Below are 19,392 nucleotides of genomic sequence, written 5' to 3'. Positions count from 1 at the left end.
GAGAATTCTCGTGTCGGGAAACAGTGGACGGTGGCTGTGCGCCGCGGTGGTCGCGGTCGCGGCTGTCACAGCAGGCGCCGGAGGATCGGGCGCGCAGTCCGCTCCCGAGGGTAAAAAGCTTGTGATCCTTGGTGATTCGTTCACCGCGAACGCCTTGGACTTCTCCTCCGATCACAAGTGCTTGCGCGGCGAGACGGCCTGGCCCACACAATTGAGCACGCTGATGGGCCTGCGAGACGGCGATCAGGTGGCCAACTCGTCCTGTGCGGGCGCGTCGATCGACAACGCTCCGGGGTACACGCTCACCGTCGAGGCGCGCGACGCCGACAAGGCGGGCGCGTTCGGTCCGGATACCAAACTGGTGACACTGCAGTTCGGCCTCAACGACCACTGGGGCGGCTCCGCCCAAAACCTGTGGGACGCCATGCAGCAGTGCGTATTCGACCTGGCCGACGGCTGTGGGACCGACGCCGTGGATCAGGGCCGGATGCCCGACTCCCAGCTGATTTCGGGCGCCGCGTACGCGGACCGCATTCGCGGTGTCGTGACCTACATCCGGTACTACGCACCCAATGCGCGCATTGTGCTGGTCGGGTACCCGGAGCTGTTCAACGCGGACCAGAACACCGTATGCCTGGACTTCTTCGGCGTCGTCCCGTTCACGCAGCCCCGCGGCCGCACGGTCGTCGAATACTTCAACAGGCTCGATCAGGCGCAGCGCGACGCCGCCGCGGAGCTGAAGCTGGACTACCTCGACGCCCGCGCGCTGACCGCCGGGCACGGGCTCTGCTCGCCGCAACCATGGGTGAACGGCGTTTTCGATCCGACGATCAAGCTCGACGGACTGCCGTTCCACCCCTCCCCCGAGGGTGACTCCGTGGTCGCGAACGCGCTCTACGAAAGGTACGCACGATGACTCGCCCACCGGAGGTCCTGTCCACGCGGCCCGCTGCGGCGGCCGTCGTCGTACCGTCGCCCGCAGCGCCTGTCGTGCAACCGGATTCGGCGGCGCTCATCGCGGAGCGGGCGGATCGGGAGCGGCCCCCGCTGCCCTCGCTGACCGGATCCCGGTGGTGGGCGGCATTCGCGGTATTCGTCTTGCACGCCTTGGTATTTCTGCCGGTGTACCCGTTCCAGAAGTCCGAGCTGTTCCGGCATATCCACGAGTGGGTGCCGATGCAGTTGGGCGCGGCGGGAGTCACGTTCTTCTTCGTGCTCTCCGGCTTCATCATCTACTGGTCGTTCCGGCCGGGCATGACAGCGCGTGCGTTCTATCGGCGACGGGTGCTGAAGATCTATCCGATGCACCTGCTGGCCGCGGCGGCGTTCATCGTGGTGGCGAGCGTGCCGCTCTCGCGCCTGATCGTCTGGGTGCCGAACCTGCTGCTGGTGCACACCTGGGTGCCGAAATGGACCACGGTGGGCGGGCTGAACGTGCCGTCGTGGTCGCTGGCGTCGGAAGTTCTTTTCTACCTGAGCTTTCCGATCCTGCTGCCAGTGATCCGGCGGATCCCGACCCGGCGACTGTGGCTGGCTCTCGGGCTGCTCATGCTCGCGATCGTCGCCCTGCACACCTCGTACTTCCTGTGGACCGACGGGCCGAAGGGTATTGCGAATGCCTTTGCGCCCCGGCTGGTTCCGGGAGATACCTCGCCGTACTACGAGCTGCACGCCTCCCCCGCCTGGTTCGTACAGCCGGATATCCCGGTCTCGCCGTCCTACTGGCTCAGCTACAACTTCCCGCCGTCGCGACTGCCGGAGTTCTTCCTCGGCGTCCTGGCGGCCCGCCTGGTCCTCGAAGGGCGTTGGCGCAAAACCAGTCTCACGCTTCCGCTCGTGACGCTGGTCGCCGCCTACGCGGCCACCTGGGTGGTCCCGGTGAACTACAAGATGTCGGTCCTGCTGCTGCCTCCGATGACCGCGGTCATCGCCACCATGGCCGTGCGGGATCTGTACGGCATCCGCAGCCTCAATTCCCATCCCCGCATGGTCTGGCTGGGCAATGTCTCCTTCGCCTTCTACCTGATCCAATTCCCGGTCATGGTCGTGATCACCCGCTACCTCATCGGCGGAAAGGAATTCGGCATCCTCGGCTGGGCCGGCTTCACCCTGCTGTGCCTGGTGGTCGCGACCATCATCGCCGCAGGTCTGTACCACTGGGTGGACACCCCGATCATGCGCCGCTTCGCGCGGTCCAAGAAGGACGCCAAACGGAAGTCCGTACCGGCCTGAGGCCTAGCATTTGCGGTATGCGATCGCGAATTGCGTTCTCGATACGGTCCACGATCTGGTCGTCCCCGGCGGCCACAGCGCTCCGGACAAGGTATCCGATCAGTGGCTGCCGTGGATCGGCGACCTGTTCGCCGCCACGCCCTTCAAATCCAGCTGCCCGCAGTGACTTACGACCCGGCTGCCTGGATTTCACCGGTGCCGGTCCGCTCGGCACCGTAGATTGGCGACGATGCCCCCGCTCGGGGTGAAGATGTTCCGGTCCTGGGGGCAATGTCTCCGATTACAGTGTGAAACGTCTCAATTTCACTACAGTTCCGTGCCATGACCTCCAACACTCGTCGTGCCGGACTCGCCGCTATCGCCATCGCCGCCGCACTGGTTGCCGTCACCGGACCCGCCTCCGCCGATACCACGCCCACCTCGGGCTCCTCCAGCCTCACCACCATGAGCTCCAGCAATGGCACCACGCCGCTGGGCAATTTCTGGACCACCATCGTCAATACGATCGGCGTTGCCGCCGGTTCGTCCGCCCCGGCCAAATAGCGCTTCCGGATCCGGCAGGGTCTTCGCCGCGTCGAGCGCGGCGAAGATCGCTGCGGCCAGGATCAGCAGCGCCGAAACCAGCAGTGCCACATCGAGTCCGTGATGAAATGCGGCTTTCCCGGTGTCGAGCACCTCGGACACCTTCGACAGATATTTGAGATACGGGCTGAGGTCGGCGCCCTCGGGGATGCGGCCACGTTCGAGTGCGTCGACGACGGGCGGCTGTAGCGCGGCCGGTAGACCCAGTTCGTTCATCCGGGCCTTCAGATCCGAGGTGAGGAACGAATTCACCAGGGCCCCGAGCACGGCGACGCCGACGGCGGAACCGACCTGACGCATCGTATTGGTCGCAGCGGCGGCCATGCCCGAGTGCTCCGGCGGTACTCCGGACATCACGGCGGACGTCAAAGGCACTACGGCAATACCGAATCCGAGGCCGGCCACCGCCATCGCACCGGCCAGCGGCAGATCGTGCAGTGGACCGGCGAGGGCCAGACGGGTCAGCAGAATGCCACCGGCGCCGAGCACACAACCGATGATCATGGGGATGCGCGCACCACGACGTGCCACCCAGAAGCCCGCACCCAGCGATCCGGCGATAATCGCGACGGCCATCGGCGCGAAGACCGTGGCGGTGCGCGCACCCGAATACGACTGCATCACTTGCAGATACAGCGCGGTGAAGAAGAAGATCGAGAAGATGCCGAAGTAGACGGCGAAGGCGACCGCCAGCGCACCGCGCACCCCCGCCCGACCGAGATATCGAAAGTCGAATAGCGTTGCGCGCGAACGCATTTCGACGGCGATGAAACCCACCAGCGCGAAACCACCGAGCACGAACAGCGCGATCACCGAGGGCGCGCTGTAACCCAGGTCCTCGCCGGAGGTCGCGGCATAGATCACCGAACCGAGAAAGGTTGCGCCGAGCAGGATTCCGCGCCAGTCGAGCGGACCCGGCCGCGGGTCGGCGCTTTCCGGGACGGACCACAGTGCCGCAGCCAGAGCCACCGCCCCGATCATCAGATTGAACCAGAAGATCGAGCGCCACCCGTACGCGTGCACGAGCACTCCGCCCAGTACCGGTCCAGCCGCCAGCGCCAACCCCGATACCGCCGCCCACACGCCGAGCGCCTTGGCGCGCGCCCGATCGTCCGGGAAGATGTGCCGCACTACCGACAGCGTGCCCGGTTCCGAAGCGGCCGCACCCACGCCCATGATCGCGCGACCGGCGATGAGCACCGGCACGCTGGCCGCGAGCGCCGCGATCACCGATCCGGCGCAGAAGATCATCAATCCGATGATCATGACGCGCTTGCGCCCCCACCGGTCACCGAATGAGCCGCCCGCCAGCATGAGACTGGCGAAGACCAGCGTGTAGGCATTGACCACCCACTGCAGCAGCATCACATCGGTATCGAGCTCACGGCGGATATCGCCGAGCGCGACGCTGACAACCGTTGTGTCGAGGAAGGTGACGAAGAGTACGGCGGTGACCGCCGCCAGGGCGATGCCCGGCCGCGCCGCCGTACTCGGTGCGTTCTCGATCGACGCCACCGGATCAGGCTACCGACCAGGGGCGTCGAGGCGCTGTCACTTCGGAGTCGGCGTTTCCAGCCTTCGACCTGCGGGCGGGACGGCCATCGCAGCGCTCCCGCGGTGACGGGTTCCCCCTATCGAGGGAGGCGGAAGTCCGCCTCACGGGCGACGTGGACCGGTGGGTGCGATCCGTACCGTCGAAGACCTCCAGCCGGTTCGTTCCGATCGACGTCCGTGTATTCGCCTGTCCCCCAACATCGTTCATCAGGAGGTTCCGTGCTTTCCGCCCTGGTACCGGCTATCCGGACTCCGGAGCTACGGCGGAAGATCCTGCTCACCCTCGGACTGCTCGCACTGGTTCGTCTCGGCGCGACACTGCCGTCACCCGGCGTCGACTTCAAGACCGTGCGCGACTGCGCCGCCATCGCTTCCGGCGGCGATTCCGGCGGTGTCTACCAGCTCATCAATCTCTTCTCCGGCGGTGCGCTGCTACAGCTTTCGGTCTTCGCGATCGGCATCATTCCGTACGTCACCGCGAGCATCATCACCCAGCTGCTGACGGTGGTGATCCCCCGGTTCGAAGAACTGCGCAAGGAGGGCCAGACCGGGCAGAACAAGATCACGCAGTACACCCGCTACCTGGCTGTCGCACTGGCGGTTCTGCAGGCATCGACCCTGGTGGCGCTGGCCGGGCACGGCCGGCTACTGCGCGGCTGCCCCAAGAATCTGCTGGTGGACAGCTCGCTCTTCGGCATGATCAGCATTGTGCTGGCGATGACCGCGGGCGCCGCACTGGTCATGTGGTTCGGCGAGCTGATCACCGAGCGCGGCGTCGGTAACGGCATGTCGCTCTTGATCTTCGCCGGGATCGCGGCCCGCATCCCGAGCCAGGGCTCGGCGATTCTGGACAGCCGGGGTGTCCTGATCCTCGCGGGAATCGGCGGCGCGGCGCTCCTGACGATTATCGGCGTGATCTTCATCGAGCAGGGCCAGCGCCGGATTCCGGTGCAGTACGCCAAGCGCGTGGTGGGCCGGAAGATGTACGGCGGTTCGTCGACCTATCTGCCGCTGAAGGTCAATCAGGCCGGCGTCATCCCGGTCATCTTCGCGTCCTCTCTGCTGTCGCTGCCGAACTTATTGGCACAGTTGACCGGGAAGAATTCGGGCAATCCCGCCGAGTGGCAGCAGCTCATCCAGAAGTATCTGGTCAATCCGAGCAACCCGGTGTACGTCGCGATCTACTTCGCGCTCATCGTGTTCTTCACCTACTTCTATGTCGCGATCACCTTCAACCCGGCCGAACGCGCGGACGAAATGAAGAAGTTCGGTGGCTTCATCCCCGGCTATCGCCCGGGTAAGCCCACCGCGGACTACCTCAACTACGTCCTCAGCCGGATCACCCTGCCCGGTTCGATCTACCTCGGTGCTGTCGCCGTACTGCCGAACCTGCTGCTGCACTTCGGCGGTACCACTACGACCCAGACCCTGGCGCTCGGCGGCACCTCGGTGCTGATCGTGGTGAGTGTCGGGCTCGATACTGTCAAACAGATCGAAAGCCAGCTTCTGAACAGGAATTACGAAGGATTCCTCCGCTGAACCTAGAGTCGGAAGGCATGGCCACGAATACCTCGCCCCACCCGCTGCGCCGGGCCGCGTCCTCACTGGCACTCGCCATTACCGCGGCGACGCTCTCGGTGGGCGGCACCATCGCACCGGCCCACGGCGCGGCCCCGGAATCGTGGCCCGTGGCGCAGAACTCGGAGGTGGTCCGGGCGCCGGCAGTCGCCGACGTTGCGCCGCAGTCGACGATTTCGGTGCTGATCGCCGACGGCCACCTGGTCTTCCGGTCGGGCCTGCGAGCGGTCATCGGTAGCCAGCCGGATATCGAATGCGTCGCAGAGGTCGGCGACGGCGCCGCCGCCATCAGCGAAATCCGGCGGCTGCAACCGGATGTCGCCCTGGTCTGCCTCGATATGCCCGGTCTCGACTACTCCGCCGGGGCTGCATCGACCTCGGTATTCGGCGACACCACCCAGATCCTCACCTTCACCAATCACGAATCCGATGAAAACCTGTACCGCGCAATGTGTCTCGGCGCCAGCGGATTCCTCGCCAAGACCCTGCCCTCCGCGAGCCTGGTCTCCGCCATCCGGACCGCGGCTCGCGGCGACGCACTGATCGATCCGGCCCTCACCCGCCGCCTGATGGCCCGCCTGACCGCCGGAATCGAACCCTTCCCCGCCGCCCCCGAAGTCGAAACCCTCACCGCCCGTGAACATCAGGTCCTGCTCCTGATCGCCAATGCCTACACCAACCCCGAAATCGCCCGCACCCTCGGCGTCGGCGAACAAACAGTCAAAACCCACGTCTCGAATGTCCTGGCGAAACTCGGCGTCCGCGACCGCGTACACGCCGCCGTCTACGCACACACCCGCCGTATAGTCCCGCGCGAGCTCCATTTCGAAAGCAGTGGGACATAACCGAGCTCCCCATGGAGGGACCCGGGGTCGGCTGCACCGATGATTTTCGGATGAGTCCTTCGTCGATACCTCTGGATGTGCCGGCAGACAGGAGTTCAGACATGGCGGGATCGGTTCGAAGCGGCATGGGTTCGGTGCGGGTGAACGGTGTGGAGCTCGGTATCGAGAGCTTCGGGCGCGAGGATGATCCGCTGGTTCTGCTGGTCGGCGGGACGACGATGCTGTCCTGGCCTGACGCGCTGTGCGAGCGGCTCGCGTCGGGTGGGCGGCGGGTGGTCCGGTACGACCTGCGGGACTGCGGCGCCTCGACGACGCTCGACCCGGAGAATCCGGGGTATGACCTGCGGGATCTCGCTGCTGACGCGGCTGCGCTGGCCGGGACGCTCGGTGCCGGGAACGCCCACCTCGGCGGGGTCGGCGTGGGCGGGATGGTTGCCCAGGTAGCCGCGCTGGAGTACCCGGAGGTGTTCTCCGCGCTGACGCTTGCCGGCACTCGGGCGGTGGCGCCGGGACCGGTCGACGAGGATTTGCCGGACCATGACGGCGCGGTCATGGGGGCGGTGTTCTCGCGGCCGCTGCCGGACTGGAAGGACAGGGATGCTGTTGCGGCGTTCGCTGCCGGGGGCGCCGAGCTGATGGGGAATGATCCGCAGGAGACGCGGGAGACGGCGGGGCGAATCTGGGACCGGACGCCGTCGAGTGCTGCCGCGGTGCATCAGGCGAATCAGCTCGGGATGGTGTTCTCGCGGATCGACTGCTCGCCTCGCTGGCGGGAGCGGCTCGGTGAACTCGATGTGCCCACGCTCGTGGTGCACGGTCGCGCCGACCCGTTCTTTCCGGTCGGCAATGGTGAGGCCCTCGCGGCCGAGATCCCCTCGGCGCGACTGCTTGTCCTCGACGATATGGGTACCGCCCTGCGGCCCACCGCCGCCGAACAGATCGCTGCCGCCATGCTCGCCCTCTGACTGCGCCGCGGGTGGCGAGGCCCCGGCGGCGGCTGCCGGGGCCTCGACCGTTCACGATCGTCACCGGGTCCGTTGCAGGCGGAGCGGGTGACGACCACGGGCCGGCCCGAGAAAGCGGCCCGCGGCTTTACAAGCTCTTGCTGCCGGAAATCGGAGCTGGAGCCGAAAGTTACTGTCCATGCGCACACACACGCCATCGAGATAATGTGTGCGGGTTGGCCTCTCGCGTGTATTCACCAGCGTTGCGAAGCGCCGCCCACGCTACGCCAAAGCTTGGACAGTCGTCAAGATTTTCTATGACAACTGTCCAAGCGCTAGGCATCGGGGTTAGTCGGATCGGCTATAGACTCGGGACGGTTCGTCACCAGGTGCCGGATGCCGAAGGAGAAACACGATCAAGGAAAGCGTCGAGAAGCGGGCGCGACATGCCCGCGACGACAAGTTCGCCGAGCGGCGGACCCAGTTGGCGACCGCGGCGCTGGACACGTTGGCGGAGTTGGGTTATGCGCGCACCAGTCTGCGCGAGATCGCTCAGAAGTCCGAGTTCTCACACGGTGTGCTGCACTACTACTTCAGCGACAAGGTCGAGCTGCTCACCCACGCGGTCCAGCTGTACGAGGCCGTCTGCGTCACCCGCTACGACGATGTCGTCGCCACCTCGCACACCGCCGAGGAACTGCGGGACGCCTTCAGCGCCCTGATGGCCGGCACCCTGCGGGACGACGCCCCGCTGCATCGGCTGTGGTACGACGTCCGCAATCAGGGCCTGTTCGAGGAATCGTTCCGCACGGACGTCGTCGACATCGACAAGCGCCGGCAGCAGATGATCGCCAATGTCGTGGAGCGCTATGCCGTCCTGTGCGATCGCCCCCTGGTCGTCAGCCAATCCCTCGCGTACGCCACCTTCGACGGACTCTTCCAGCAAGCCCTGCTGCGCCACTACGCCGATGAACCCGACGCCGCGGAATCCCTGCGCCACGACGCGGCCCAACTCCTCGATCTGACCATCGGGCGCACGCACCGCGCATAGGCGTTCGGCGTTGTCACGCATGCTCTTCCGCGGGTGCACTGTCGAAGAGTTCGATCAGCCCGAAGGGCGCGCGGTCGCCGAGGCAGAGATCGAGGATCTCCACCGCGTCCGCGTAGAAAGTCGCACTCCGGGGGAACAGAGCCGCTTCGTAGGCGGTGAGTGCGGCTTCGATATCGCCGGGGTGCGCGGCGATCGCCCTCGCGAGTTCGGCGCCGTCGAACATGGCCAGATTGGCGCCGTCGCCGGAGGGCGGCATCAGGTGTGCGGCATCACCGAGCAGGGTCACGCCGGGGACGCGGTCCCAGTGATGCCCGTCGGGCAGGGTGTGGATCATGCGCGCGACCGGTGCCGATTCACCCGCCGTGATCAGTGCGGTGAGTTCCGGCGCCCAGCCGTCGAATTCGGCCGCCACCCGTGCGGTCGCGGCCGCGGCATCGGTGAAATCGATGCTCGCGATCCACTCGGCGGAGCGGTTCAGCTGGACATACGTGTGCAGGATGTCCCCGGCTTCGCGGTGTGCGGTGATCCCCTGCCCCGGGGTCAGCGCGTACATCGCGCCGACGCCGACCACCGCGGCCGTCGCCGGGTGCCGCTCGTCGACGTCGTACAGGTAGGTCTCGATGAAGGTGGTGCCGGTGTACTCGACCTCGGCGTCGGATAGCAGCCGACGGACCTTCGACCATGCGCCGTCGGCGCCGACGAGGAGATCGCTGGTCGCCGTCGAGCCGTCGGCGAAGGTCAGTTCATGCCTGCCGTCGCCGAGCGGCCGGACCGCGGTGACCTTGTGTCCCCACCGAACAGTCCCGTCGGGTAGCGAGTCGAGCAGGATCTGACGCAGGTCTCCGCGCAGTACCTCGGGACGCGAGTCGGTGCCGTCGTCGGGGTCGTCGTGCAGCAGTACGCCTTGCGGATCGAGCACGCGCACAGCCTCGGCGCCTTCGTGAATGATCGCGCGGAACTCGTCGGTGAGGCCGGCCGCCGCGAGCGCGAACTGGCCGTCCTCCTTGTGGATATCGAGCTGACCACCCTGCGTACGGGCCGCCGCCGAGGCATCCGCCTCGTAAATCGTCGCCGAGATGCCGTGCACGTGCAGGACGCGGGCGAGGGTCAGTCCTCCGAGCCCAGCGCCGATGATCGCGATTTCGGTAGTCATGATGATCTCCCTTCTGGAACGTTGTTCCAACATTCTGGAACGACGTTCCATAAATGTCAAGATGGAACGACGTTCCAGACTTGTGCCAGAATGACCCACATGGCACCGAGGGCACGTCGTACCGAGCGACGAGAGGAACCACTCTCCCGCGAGCGCATTGTCGAGGCCGCGATCGCCATCCTCGATACCGACGGCGAGAGCGCGCTGACCTTCCGCGCCCTCAGCGCGCGCCTGGCGACCGGAGCCGGGGCGATCTACTGGCACGTCGCGAACAAGAGCGAACTGCTCACCGCGACCACCGACGATGTCATCGCCCGCGTCATGACCGACGCGGTCGGCGATACGGAACCGCGGGAAGCGATCCGGACCATAGCCCTCGGGGTGTTCGACACGATCGACGCACACCCCTGGGTCGGGACCCAACTCTCCAGTGAGCCTTGGCAATCCGCGGTGCTGCAGATCTTCGAAGGCATCGGCGGGCAACTGCAGGCGCTCGGCGTTCCCGAACGCGCGCAGTTCGACTCCGCGTCCGCACTCGTGAACTACATTCTCGGACTCGCCGGACAGTACGCGGCGGGCGCTCGGCTGCTCGCGCACGATACGGATCGATCGGCCTTCCTCGCGACCGTCTCCGCGCGCTGGTCGCACGACCCCGAGAAGTACCCGTTCATGAATCAGATGGCGGTGCAGCTGCGTGACCACGACGACCGCGAGCAATTCCTGGCGGGCATCGACCTCATCCTGGCGGGCATCGATACCGTCCGATAGGTGCTGCCGCACCGGGTTTCGTTCACGGCGAAGGTAATCATCGTGGTTCCGCCGCGGGCGTCTTAGCGTGGATGAAATGGGTGACGCACGGCGGCGGCCGTTGAAAACGGTTACGGGAGTGAGCGGTTCGGCGGACGTGTATGCGGACGCGCTGGACCCGGGGCGATCGACGGTGGCGTCGGCGATCGAGATCGCGAAGCTCGCGGAGACGCATCGGTTCGATGCGCTGTTCGCCGCCGACCTGCTCAGTTTCGGGGCGCAGGGTGCGATCGGCGCGCAGGAGCCACTGATCTTCCTGGCCGCGCTGAGCTCGGTGACCAGCCAGATCGGGTTGATCGCCACGGTGACGACGACCTTCCACCATCCCTACAATCTGGCGCGACTGTTCGGAACGCTCGATCACGTCAGCAATGGGCGCGCCGCGTGGAATGCCGTCACCTCGTCCCTGGGCGAGGAAAACTACGGCGACCAGGAGCTGCCCAGCCCTGAGGAGCGGTACGAGCGTGCGTCGGAGTCGATCGAGATCGTCAATGCCCTGTTCGACAGTTGGCGGCCGGGTGCGCTGACGCCGGACGGACGAGGCGGGGCGGTGCTGGATCCGGCGCTGGTTCGCCCGATCGAGCACGCGGGCAAGAACTTCACGGTGCGCGGCCCGCTGAATATCCCGCCGCTACCGCAGCGGCGGCCGGTGCAGTTCCAGGCCGGTCAATCCGAGGCCGGCATCGAACTGGGGGCGCGGTTCGCCGAGGTGGTCTTCACCTCGCTGCCGACGCTCGAGGACGCGGTGACCTATACGAAGAAGATCCGTTCGCGCGCAGCCGAGTTGGGGCGCTCGGAGGAACTGCCGCTGATCATGAGCTCCTTCCACGCGACCTACGGCGCCTCCGAGGACGAGGTGCGCCGCCTGGTGCGCGAGCGCGATGCGGCCACCGATTTCGACGCCGGGCGGCTCGCCCTGGCCGATATGTTCGGCGGCGGAATAGATCTCGCCGAGCTGCCACTGGATCAGCCGATTCCGGAAAGCCTGCTCCCCGATGTGCGTTCGATACAGCGCAGGCGCGGTCGCGTGGAAATCTTCAGCGCCTTCGCCCGTTCCGGAAAGACCTTGCGAGAGTTGATCATCGCCGCCAAGGACACCGGCCACTGGGCCGCGGCGGGCACCCCCGAACAGCTCGCGGACACCATTGCCGAACGCTACGACGCGGGCGTGCTCGACGTGATCTCCCTCGGCGGCCTGGCCGATCCCCGCACCCGCGACTTCCTGTTGAACGGGCTGCTCCCGGAATTGCGCCGCCGCCACATTGTCGGCGACGATTACGTCGGCGCGACCTTCCGCGACAATCTCGAGCTGCCGCCGCTTCCGCCCGTGGGATAGCCGAGGTCGCGAATGAGCTCACCGGTGAGGGCGAGAAAGGCGCGGGTGGCGGCGCTGCTGTAGGCGCCGTCGCGGCGCAGTAGGGCCACGGTTCGTGCGGGCAGCGCAGGTTCGAGGCGGACGGAAGTCAGGCCGGGGTGGCTGTCGGCGATGGCGTCGGGCAGGACGGTGATCAGCGCGGTCCGCTGGACTATCTCGATGAGAGCCTGAATCGAGTCCGCCTGCACTGAGATTCGCGGGCTGACCTGATGGGCGGTCAGATAGGCATCGATATGCGTGCGGGTGGAGAACCCGCCGCTGAGCAGTGCGAGCCGGTGGTCGGCCAGCGCAGCCACCGGGACGGCCGCGCTGCGACCCGCGTCCGGATGTTCCACTCCGACAACAAGACTGAGGTTCTCGGTGAACAGCCGGGTGGCGTCGATACCGGCCAGATATGGTCCGTCGAAGGCAATGCCGAGGTCGAATTCGTCTGCCAGCAAACCGGTTTCGAGCCGATGCTGCGGCACCTCGCGCACCTCGAGGTCGATCCCGGGGTGGCGGGTGTGCATCTGCTCGATGAGCGGACCGACGAGGTAGGCCGTGAAGGTCGGTGTCACCGCCAGGCACAGACTGCCCCGGGTCAGATCGGCCACATCGCTGACGGCGCGGTCCGCGGCCGCCAGATCGCCGAGCACCCGCCGCGCGTAGTGGACGTATGCGGTCCCGGCGTCGGTCAGCCGCACACTGCGGCCGCTGCGATCCAGCAATTGCGCGCCGACCGCGCGTTCCAGCTGCTTGACCTGCTGCGACAGCGTGGGTTGCGATACATGCAGATCTTCGGCGGCGCGCGTGAAGTTGCCGCGCTCGGTCACCGCGAGCAGGTAGCGCAGATGCCGGAGTTCCAGGGCCACCTCCGCACTATAGATGAGGCCAATAGGTTCTATGATTACTGCGTCTTGGACACTATAGGCACTGGTCAGCCAGAGTGGATCTTGTCAGCCGCACCGGCAGATTCCATCCGAAGGAGTGACCATGCACGATCTTGCCGCGGGAGTCGCGCGCTTCCAGCGCACCGTATTTCCCGCCAAGACGCCGCTGTTCGCCGAACTGGCGACCACGCACCGACCGACGGCGCTGTTCATCGGCTGCTCCGATGCGCGGGTGGTGCCGGAGCTGATCACCCAGAGCGAACCCGGTGAGCTGTTCGTCATCCGCACCGCGGGCAATATCGTGCCCGCCTACTCCCCCGGTTCGGACGGCGTCGCGGCGAGCATCGAATACGCGGTCGCCATGCTGAAGGTCAGCGACATCGTGGTCTGCGGACATTCGGCCTGCGGGGCGATGACCGCGCTGGCCGAAGGTCACGATCTCACGGGCGCACCGGCGGTCGCGGGCTGGCTCCGGCATGCCGATGCCTCGATGGCCCGCGCCTCGCGCACCGGTGAGTCCGTCGCAAATCTGGTGCGCGCGAATGTATCCGCACAACTGGCCAACCTGGCGACCCACCCCTCGGTGGCCGCGGCGCTCGCCGCGAACACCCTCACCCTGCGTGGTTGGGTATACGAAATCCCCACGGGCGCTGTCGAAGAACTCGACGTCGCCGGCCACCCGGCCTGATCTCACCCCTCGAAAGGAACCCCCTCATGGTGCACTCCCAGTTCGATCCCGCCGCCCGCCAGACGCTGGCCATCGTGGCCGTCGACGCCAAGATGCGAAAGGATCTGTCCTGGCAGCAGATTGCCGATGTCACCGGCCTGTCGGTCGCTTTCGTCACCGCCGCCGTCCTCGGTCAGCACCCGCTGCCCGAAGCCGCCGCGGTCGCGGTCGCCGAACTGCTGGGCCTCGACGACGATGCCGCGCTGCTGCTGCAGACCATCCCGACCCGCGGCTCGATCCCGGGCGGCATCCCGACCGATCCGACCATCTACCGTTTCTACGAAATGCTGCAGGTCTACGGGACCACACTGAAAGCGCTTGTCCACGAACAGTTCGGTGACGGCATCATCAGCGCCATCAATTTCAAGCTGGACGTGAAGAAGGTCGCCGACCCCGACGGTGGCGAACGCGCCGTCATCACCCTGGACGGCAAATACCTGCCGACCAAGCCGTTCTGACGGGTCGGCTCAGGACGCGGTGGCCGAATCCAGATCCCGTACCAGCAGGGTCGCACCGGCCACCGCGCCTGGCATGAGGAATACCGCCACCACCGGAATCAGAAACGCCACGGCCAGCGGTACGCCGAAGCCCCACACCAGCAGGCGCCGCGATCGCATCAGCGCGAGCTGCTCCCGAACCTGAACACCCCGGCGCTGCAGTGCCACCGAGGTAAGTTCCTGGGCCAGAAAGAAACCCGTGACACCGATGCCGATCACCGGCACCACGGTCTGCCCCAGCACCGGAATGAACCCGAGCGCGAACAGCAGCACGGCCCACACCAGCGCCCGCGCCAGCAGCCGAATGCTGTCGCGCGTCGAGATCCACAGCTCGCGCGCCATCGACATACCGGATTCCGGCGCCCTCCCGTCCGGGGATGCGGACTTGTCGACCTGTTCGGACAGCTTCTCGTAGAACGGCTGCCCGATGATCAGGGTGACCGCGGTGAAGGCGACAGCCGCGAGCAGCAGCCCCAGCACGAAGACCCCGACCACCAGAAACCCGCGGAACAGTCCGAGCCACGGCGCACCCCAGTCGTCCGCGAACGGGGTCGCCCAGGTGACGAAATCATCCGCCCCGAAAGCCAATCCGGTGAACGCGGCCACATAGATCACCAGCGTGATCAGCCCCGGCAGCAGCCCGAACCCGAACCACCGCCGATTCCGGCCGACCCACCGCTGCCCCGCCACCAGATAGCCGAACCCATTCCCCAGATCACGCATGCGCACACCCTATCGGGGGACCACGCCCTGCCGGCAGCCGATGACCGCGCACCGACGCCTCCCATCACCTCCCACGGCAGCTGAACGAGAAGCCCCGACGGCACCGAGGTCTGCCCGATCCGAGCACCACCCGAACAGCCGATACAGCCGCGCGGGAACAGCCGCTGCTCGCAGCGACGGCCGTGATGAGCCGCTCCGGCTCGGACGGTTCGAACGAACCCCGGCGGCCCCGATCGAATTCCGCGGGGACAGCGACCATCTCGCAGCGGGCACTGCGGCAGCTCGGACCGGCAGTCCACCGAGAAACCGCATTTATGCAGCTCAGACCTAGAAACCCAGCTCTCCCAGCGCAGTCCGAGCGTTTTCTGTCACTCGATAGAAACCATCGGCAATCCAGAAGTTACCAGGGGCAGCACAAGCGATACGTGTGCGTCATCGAAAGACGCAGTGGCACCTAAAAACTATCGGTTGACAGGTTGATCGGTAGGAGCGTTCATGGGCACTGCATTGATGGACACGGCACTGAGCGATGTCGCCGCTGTCGAAGACCTGCGGGTGACGTTCCGGCGCAGCGGGCGCGACCTGCATGCGCTGCGCGGAGTGTCACTGACGGTACGCCGGGGCGAGATCCTCGGACTCGTCGGCGAATCGGGTTCCGGCAAGAGCGTTCTCGGGTTCTCACTCTTGGGATTGCTGCCGGCGGGCACCCGCACCGACGGCGCGGTGACAGTCGCCGGAACGGACATGATCGGCGGGAATGCCAAGACCTTGGCGCGGGTACGCAAGCTCGATCTGGGTGCGGTGTTCCAAGATCCGATGACTTCGCTGAATCCCACCATGCGCATCGGAAAGCAGGTGATCGAGGCCGCCGGCACCGCCGAGGAGGCGCAGCGTCTGCTCGCGGCCGTGGGAATACCTGAGCCCGCGCGCCGCATGCGCAGCTATCCGCACGAGCTCTCCGGCGGGCTGCGCCAGCGCGTGATGATCGCCATGGCGATCGCGGGCAATCCCGAACTGATCATTGCGGACGAGCCCACCACCGCACTCGATGTGACGGTGCAGGCGCAGGTTCTCGCACTGCTCAAAACGATTCGCGACGAGCTCGGCTGCGGCATTCTGATGATCACCCACGATCTCGGGGTGGCGGCGCAGATCTCGGACCGGCTGGCGGTGCTGTACGCCGGGCGGATCGCCGAGATCGGACCGACCGCCGAGGTGCTCGCCACGCCCGCGCATCCGTACACCCGCGGACTGCTGCGCTCGCGTTTGACGCTGCAGACTCGACCGGATCAGCGATTGCCCTCACTTCCCGGCGAGGTGCCCAGTCCGGCAAATCCCCTCTCCGGCTGCGCTTTCGCCCCGCGCTGTGCGCACACGACACCGGATTGCGCCACTGCCCCGCCCGACCCGGTGGCGATCGCCCCGGACCGGGTGTCGGCCTGCATCCTGCCGCCGATCAGCACCGCCGATCCCGTACCGGTGTCCGCGGATACGCAGGGCCCCAGCATCATTCAGGAGGCGATCGACCGCGTGCCGGCTCAGAGCCAGGACGCCGGTGTGGCAGGTCGAGTGAATGTCCTGCCTGACAACGCCGGTGACACCGCGGAGCCCGCCATCGGAACCGACGCCGTCGTCACGCTGCGCGATATCACCAAAACGTTTGCGGTCGGCGGTATTCGGCAGCGGGCGGTACTGCACGCGCTTCGGCGGGTATCACTGACAGTGGGGCGCGGCGAATCCGTAGCCCTGGTGGGCGAGAGCGGATGCGGCAAATCCACTCTCCTGCGGGTGATCGCGGGCCTCGAGCAGCCGACCGCCGGCGCCATCGCCCGCACCGGCGCACAGCGCCCGCAGATGGTGTTCCAGGATGCGGGCGCGTCATTGACACCGTGGATGTCGGTGGGCGAGTTGATCTCCGAACGGCTGTTGCGCTCAGGACTCTCGCGATCCCAACGCGCCGCCGAGGTCGAGGAGGCGCTGCGCCGGGTCGGGCTCATGCCGGAGATCGCCAAGGCGCGCGCCGGTCAGCTCTCGGGCGGTCAGCGCCAACGGGTTTCGCTGGCCCGCGCCACCGTGGTGCCGCCCTCGCTGCTGCTCTGCGATGAGCCGACCAGTGCGCTCGACGTCTCGCTGGCCGCGGCGGTGATCAACCTCATCGGCGATCTGCGCCGCAGCCTGAATATGTCGGTCGTCTTCGTCACGCACGATCTGGCGGTGGCCCGGGTGGTCGCCGACCGGATCGCGGTCATGTACCTCGGCCGCATTGTCGAAATCGGCACGGCCGAACAGGTTCTCGGCAATCCGGTGCACCCCTACACCCGAGCGCTGATCGCCTCCATCCCCGATCCGGCGCATGAGCCCGCCGCACCCGTGGGCGAGCCCGCCAGTCCGCTCGCACCCCCCTCCGGCTGCGCCTTCCACCCGCGCTGCCCGCTGGCCATCCCCGCCTGCAGCGACGAGGAGCTCGATGTCCGGCTCGAAGGATTTCCCGGCGGCACGCATCAGGTGGCGTGTATCGAACAGAAGGTGAGCTGAGATGACTGTCGCCCTGCCCGCGCTCACGCGATTGCGCGGCGCCCGAATCACGGTGGTGCCGCGCGCATTTCCCGGTGGCTGGAACTGGATCGGGGTGTCGCTGATCGGGGTGGTGACGCTGGTCGCCGTCGCGGTGCCGATCCTCGCGCCCTACGATCCGCTGCTGCCGGTCGGCATGCCGCTGAGTGCGCCCGGCCAGCACGGGTTCCTGCTCGGCACCGACAATATCGGCCGCGATCTGCTCAGCCGGGTGCTCTACGGCATGCGGGCCAGCTGGTTCGCCGCACTCGCCGTGGTCGCCAGCGGACTGCTGGTCGGCGGGCTGGTCGGATTGATCGCGGGCGCTGTCGGCGGCTGGGTCGACTCGCTGCTCATGCGCATCACCGATGCGTTCCTGGCCTTGCCCGCACCGGTGCTCGCCATTGCCGTGGTCGCCGCCCTCGGCCCGGGCTTCACCCACACCCTGATCGCGGTATCGATCGTCTGGTGGCCGTTCTACGCGCGGCTGGTCCGCGGCGATATCAGTGCGCTGGCGGCCCGCCCGCATGTCGAGGCGGCGAAACTCAGTGGTGTCGGGCCGATTCGGCTCGCGCTGCGGCATCTGCTGCCGGGCGCCGCGCCCGGTGCGCTGGTCGCCGCGAGCCTGGATCTGGGCACCCTCATTCTCACCCTGGCCTCGCTGTCGTTCCTGGGGCTCGGACAGGCCGCGCCCGCACCGGAACTCGGTGCGGACGCCGCCCGCAATCTCAGTTACTTCCTGCAGCAGTGGTGGATTCCGGTCATGCCCGGCCTGGGCGTCGCGGTGCTGGCCCTGATCGGCACCGTTGCGGGCGACTGCCTGCGCAACCTGATGAAGAAGGAGGGGTAGCGTGCGCACTTTCATTCTGTCCCGGATCGCGGCGATGGTGGCCATCCTCATCGCACTGACCGCGGTAATGTTTGTGCTGCAGCGCATTTCGCCGCTGGACCCGGTGCACGCCCAGCTGGGCGGCTCCGCGTCACAGGGCGCCATCGCGGCGCGGCGGCACGAGCTCGGCCTGGATCGTCCGGTGCCCGTGCAGTTCTGGCACTATCTGACCTCGGCGGCACACGGCGATTTCGGCACCTCCTATCGCACCCGCCGCCCGGTCAGCACGGACCTGGTGAACTTCGTACCGGCGACACTGGAGCTGGCGCTGTGCGCGCTGCTCATCGCGCTGGTGCTGGCGGTGCTGCTGGCCTTCGCGACCACGCTGAACTGGCCCGGTTCGGGCCTGTTCCGCGCGGTACTGTTCGTCGGCGCCTCGACACCGATGTTCCTGCTGGGCATTCTCGGCCTGATCGTCTTCTACCAGCAGCTGGGCTGGGTGCCCGCGAACGGCCGGACCTCGATCTCGGGCGCACCGACCGGCCCGACCGGACTGCTCACCGTCGACGGCCTGCTGGCCGGGCGCTTCGACGTGGTGGGTGATGCGATAAGCCATCTGATCCTGCCCGCCACCGTGATCGCCCTCGGCCCCGCGGTCGCCATCGGCCGGGTCCTGCGGTCCAGTCTGATCACCGATGTGGACAGCGATTACGCCCGCACCGCCAAGGCGAAGGGCCTCGGCCCGGCGCGCATCCTGCTCCGGCACGTACTGCGTAACTGTGTCGGCGCGGCACTGTCCATGACCGGATTGCAAGTGGGACTGATGTTCTCGGGCGTCCTGGTGGTCGAGCAGGTCTTCGGCTGGCCCGGAATCGGGCAGTACATCGCCCAGAGCATTCCGGTCGCCGACTTCCCGGCCATCGCGGGTGTGACCCTGCTGCTCGGCGCCGTCTACGTCGTCATCAACACCATTGTCGATCTCCTGCAAGCCGCCGCCGATCCACGCATCGTCGCCGTATGACACCGACCCCGACCTCCCTTTCCTCAGCACCGTCTTCTCGAAGGAACCGCCC

18 protein-coding genes are annotated in these 19,392 nt (G+C 66.9%); 14 read left to right on the top strand and 4 right to left on the bottom strand.

Annotation, left to right across the window (positions count from 1 at the left end; genetic code table 11):
- The first annotated feature begins 10 nt into the window (after positions 1-10).
- Genes ABZX86_RS21915 through ABZX86_RS21905 form a run of 3 tightly spaced genes read left to right on the top strand, consistent with a single transcriptional unit; the run spans position 11 to position 2,398 of the window.
- Positions 11-916, top strand: a complete 906-nt coding sequence (locus ABZX86_RS21915) for an SGNH/GDSL hydrolase family protein (protein ID WP_355126133.1) — start codon at positions 11-13, stop codon at positions 914-916.
- Entirely contained in the window at positions 913-2,232 is a 1,320-nt protein-coding gene (locus ABZX86_RS21910; protein ID WP_355126131.1) for an acyltransferase, read from the top strand. The genes ABZX86_RS21915 and ABZX86_RS21910 overlap by 4 nt, the downstream gene beginning before the upstream one ends.
- 10 nt (positions 2,233-2,242) lie before the next feature.
- Positions 2,243-2,398 carry a hypothetical protein gene (locus ABZX86_RS21905; RefSeq protein ID WP_355126129.1) on the top strand — a complete coding sequence of 52 codons (156 nt, stop codon included), beginning with the start codon at positions 2,243-2,245 and terminating at the stop codon, positions 2,396-2,398.
- 140 nt (positions 2,399-2,538) lie between these two features.
- Here the strand turns inward: ABZX86_RS21905 and ABZX86_RS21900 are convergent, their stop codons facing one another.
- On the bottom strand, positions 2,539-4,329 hold the full coding sequence (locus tag ABZX86_RS21900; protein WP_355126128.1) for an MFS transporter: 1,791 nt from the start codon (positions 4,327-4,329) through the stop codon (positions 2,539-2,541).
- Between the two features lie 258 nt (positions 4,330-4,587).
- Between ABZX86_RS21900 and secY the strand changes: the two genes are divergently transcribed.
- The 4 genes from secY (at position 4,588) to ABZX86_RS21880 (ending at position 8,786) form a co-directional block, all read left to right on the top strand.
- Complete coding sequence (secY, locus tag ABZX86_RS21895) at positions 4,588-5,907, top strand: preprotein translocase subunit SecY (RefSeq protein ID WP_355126126.1); 1,320 nt, start codon at positions 4,588-4,590, stop codon at positions 5,905-5,907.
- A gap of 17 nt (positions 5,908-5,924) precedes the next feature.
- The gene (locus ABZX86_RS21890) at positions 5,925-6,791 is read left to right on the top strand and encodes a response regulator transcription factor (RefSeq protein ID WP_355126124.1); all 867 of its coding nucleotides are present in this window, start codon (positions 5,925-5,927) and stop codon (positions 6,789-6,791) included.
- Positions 6,792-6,892: 101 nt separating this feature from the next.
- Positions 6,893-7,756, top strand: a complete 864-nt coding sequence (locus tag ABZX86_RS21885; protein WP_355126122.1) for an alpha/beta hydrolase — start codon at positions 6,893-6,895, stop codon at positions 7,754-7,756.
- A gap of 394 nt (positions 7,757-8,150) precedes the next feature.
- Entirely contained in the window at positions 8,151-8,786 is a 636-nt protein-coding gene (locus ABZX86_RS21880; RefSeq protein WP_355126847.1) for a TetR/AcrR family transcriptional regulator, read from the top strand.
- Between the two features lie 13 nt (positions 8,787-8,799).
- On the opposite strand, the gene ABZX86_RS21875 is transcribed toward ABZX86_RS21880, so the two are convergent.
- Positions 8,800-9,939: an NAD(P)/FAD-dependent oxidoreductase gene (locus tag ABZX86_RS21875; protein WP_355126121.1), complete on the bottom strand. Its 1,140-nt coding sequence runs from the start codon at positions 9,937-9,939 to the stop codon at positions 8,800-8,802.
- A gap of 99 nt (positions 9,940-10,038) precedes the next feature.
- Between ABZX86_RS21875 and ABZX86_RS21870 the strand changes: the two genes are divergently transcribed.
- On the top strand, positions 10,039-10,707 hold the full coding sequence (locus ABZX86_RS21870) for a TetR family transcriptional regulator (RefSeq protein ID WP_355126119.1): 669 nt from the start codon (positions 10,039-10,041) through the stop codon (positions 10,705-10,707).
- 76 nt (positions 10,708-10,783) lie between these two features.
- Positions 10,784-12,082, top strand: a complete 1,299-nt coding sequence (locus ABZX86_RS21865; protein ID WP_355126117.1) for an NtaA/DmoA family FMN-dependent monooxygenase — start codon at positions 10,784-10,786, stop codon at positions 12,080-12,082.
- On the opposite strand, the gene cynR is transcribed toward ABZX86_RS21865, so the two are convergent.
- On the bottom strand, positions 12,022-12,966 hold the full coding sequence (gene cynR, locus ABZX86_RS21860; protein ID WP_355126845.1) for a transcriptional regulator CynR: 945 nt from the start codon (positions 12,964-12,966) through the stop codon (positions 12,022-12,024). The two genes, ABZX86_RS21865 and cynR, sit on opposite strands and share 61 nt — an antisense overlap.
- A 127-nt stretch (positions 12,967-13,093) precedes the next feature.
- Here cynR and ABZX86_RS21855 point away from each other — a divergent pair, with 127 nt between their 5' ends.
- Both ABZX86_RS21855 and cynS read left to right on the top strand, forming a co-directional pair.
- Positions 13,094-13,678 (top strand): carbonic anhydrase, encoded by a 585-nt coding sequence (locus ABZX86_RS21855; protein ID WP_355126115.1) that lies wholly within the window; start codon positions 13,094-13,096, stop codon positions 13,676-13,678.
- Between the two features lie 26 nt (positions 13,679-13,704).
- Positions 13,705-14,175 carry a cyanase gene (gene cynS, locus ABZX86_RS21850; protein WP_355126113.1) on the top strand — a complete coding sequence of 157 codons (471 nt, stop codon included), beginning with the start codon at positions 13,705-13,707 and terminating at the stop codon, positions 14,173-14,175.
- A gap of 9 nt (positions 14,176-14,184) precedes the next feature.
- Here cynS and ABZX86_RS21845 read toward each other — a convergent pair whose 3' ends face one another.
- A complete protein-coding gene (locus tag ABZX86_RS21845; protein WP_355126111.1) occupies positions 14,185-14,937 on the bottom strand; it encodes an EI24 domain-containing protein in 753 nt (250 codons plus the stop codon).
- A 495-nt stretch (positions 14,938-15,432) separates the two neighbouring features.
- On the opposite strand from ABZX86_RS21845, the gene ABZX86_RS21840 reads away from it, so the two are divergent.
- The 3 genes from ABZX86_RS21840 to ABZX86_RS21830 are packed head-to-tail and all read left to right on the top strand — an operon-like array spanning position 15,433 to position 19,340.
- Positions 15,433-17,472 (top strand): ABC transporter ATP-binding protein, encoded by a 2,040-nt coding sequence (locus ABZX86_RS21840; protein ID WP_355126109.1) that lies wholly within the window; start codon positions 15,433-15,435, stop codon positions 17,470-17,472.
- Position 17,473: 1 nt separating this feature from the next.
- On the top strand, positions 17,474-18,340 hold the full coding sequence (locus ABZX86_RS21835) for an ABC transporter permease (protein ID WP_355126107.1): 867 nt from the start codon (positions 17,474-17,476) through the stop codon (positions 18,338-18,340).
- A 1-nt stretch (position 18,341) separates the two neighbouring features.
- On the top strand, positions 18,342-19,340 hold the full coding sequence (locus ABZX86_RS21830; protein WP_355126105.1) for an ABC transporter permease: 999 nt from the start codon (positions 18,342-18,344) through the stop codon (positions 19,338-19,340).
- Positions 19,341-19,392 lie beyond the last annotated feature (52 nt).

The sequence above is a fragment of the Nocardia sp. NPDC006630 genome, assembly GCF_040611495.1.
Classification (GTDB): domain Bacteria; phylum Actinomycetota; class Actinomycetes; order Mycobacteriales; family Mycobacteriaceae; genus Nocardia.
Note: the sequence above shows the minus strand (reverse complement) of the source record. Positions and strands in the feature narration are given on the sequence as shown.